Origin of the sequence: Streptosporangium subroseum (assembly GCF_900188345.1) — a bacterium.
Classification (GTDB): domain Bacteria; phylum Actinomycetota; class Actinomycetes; order Streptosporangiales; family Streptosporangiaceae; genus Streptosporangium; species Streptosporangium subroseum.
The window spans coordinates 1-1648 of the sequence record NZ_FZOD01000166.1; the positions used below are offsets into that span (position 1 = coordinate 1).

The 1648-nt window shown below is 69.2% G+C and carries 1 protein-coding gene; it reads right to left on the reverse strand.

The genetic code is table 11. From position 1 onward, the window contains the following. The coding region (locus CHC08_RS47835; RefSeq protein WP_218825860.1) for a ThuA domain-containing protein at window positions 1-1517 on the reverse strand (1517 nt) is incomplete at its 3' end. Window positions 1518-1648 lie beyond the last annotated feature (131 nt).

A 1648-nucleotide genomic window follows, 5' to 3' on the forward strand; every position in this document is an offset into this window, starting at 1 on the left:
CGCACCCGGTTCAGGGCATACGACGCCCCCAGATCCACCCGAATCCACTGCGGATCGGTGTACGCGCTGGACCAGCGGGTGGTGGCGTTGCCGTCCACGGCGTTGGCGCCCACGTGGGCGCTGCCCGCCTCCACGCTCGACGTCGTGACCGGCTTGCCCTGCGCCAGGTCGGCGGTCGGCTGCGCCGAGTCCTGCTTGATGCGGATGTTGCGGTAGCTGATGTGCGCGGCGTCGCCGTCGTTCTGCACGCCGATGTAGCCGTTGGCGATGTTCCGGGTGCTGGTGTAGTCGTTGATCTTCACGCCGTTGAGGTAGATCTCGACGTGCTGGCCGTGCACCCGGACGTCGTAGGTGTTCCACGTGCCGGGCGGGTTGAGGTTCGCGGCGCGCAGCGCGGAGTCCGGCGCCTGGAAGCTGTAGACGCTGCCCGTGGTGCGGGACGGATCGGCGTCGGTGGCGTCGATCTGGATCTCGTGGCCCGTGGAGACCGGGGCCCACGGGTCGCCCGCGGGGTCGGGGAAGCCGATGAACAGGCCGCCGTTGTCATCGCCCGGCATCATCCAGTCGAGCTTGAGCGAGTAGTTGCTGAAGGTGCTCAGCGGATACCACAGCAGGCCCATGCCGCCGAAGGAGCTGATGGTGCCTCCTCCGAGGGTGAAGCCCCCCGGTCCGGCCTGGCGCCACTTGTCCAGGCTGGCCTGGGTGCCGTCGAAGAGCGGCGTGTAACCGGCCTCGGGCCGGCAGTCGCCGTGCGCGACGCCCGCGGCCACCTGGATCCCGCCGAGCACCAGCTTGCTGAAGGTCGGGTCGGCGTAGGACTCCTCGGTGTGGCCCATGCCGGTGTACCAGGCCCGGCCGCCCTCGTAGCCGTGGCACCAGGTGATCGGGTGGTCGGCGCCCATGCTGCCGCCGGAGTAGGTGGACTCGTCGACGGTGGCGAGCACCTTGACGTCGGCACGCGGGTTGGTGCGGTAGTCGTACCACTCGTCGGTGCGGTTCCAGGTCGGCGCCATGTGCCCCGTCGAGGGGTTGGCCCGGTCCTCGAAGCGCACCGTCGCCGCCTGGGTCGCCGGATGCGACTTGAAGAAGGAGCCGACCAGCCCGCCGTACCAGGGCCAGTCGTATTCGGTGTCGGCCGCCGCGTGGACGCCCGCGTAACCGCCGCCGCCGCGGATGTAGGACTCGAACGCCGTCTGCTGGGTGGCGTTGAGCACGTCACCCGTGGTCGACAGCCAGACCACGGCCTTGTACTGCGCGAGGTTCGCGGCGGTGAACACGGCGGCGTCCTCGGTCGCGTCGACCGCGAATCCGTTGTCGACGCCCAGTTGCCTGATCATCGCGACGCCGTTGGGGATCGAGGAGTGCCGGAACCCCGTGGTCTTGGAGAAGACCAGGACCTTGTAGGTGATCGGGGGGGCCGCGGCGGCCGTGGCGGCCGCGGTGTTGGAGGACACCGCGGAGGCCGGTGACGCCATGGCGAGCACCATGGCGAAGACCGTGGCCACTGCGACTGCCATCCTGCTTCTGAACAGGGTATGCACGGGCGGTTTCCTCTCAGCTTCCGTAGACTTCGAACTCCCACAGGGAGTAGCCGTAAGCGGTGGCGCGCTGGGTGCCGTTGACCCGCACATAACGCCCCGTACCGGTC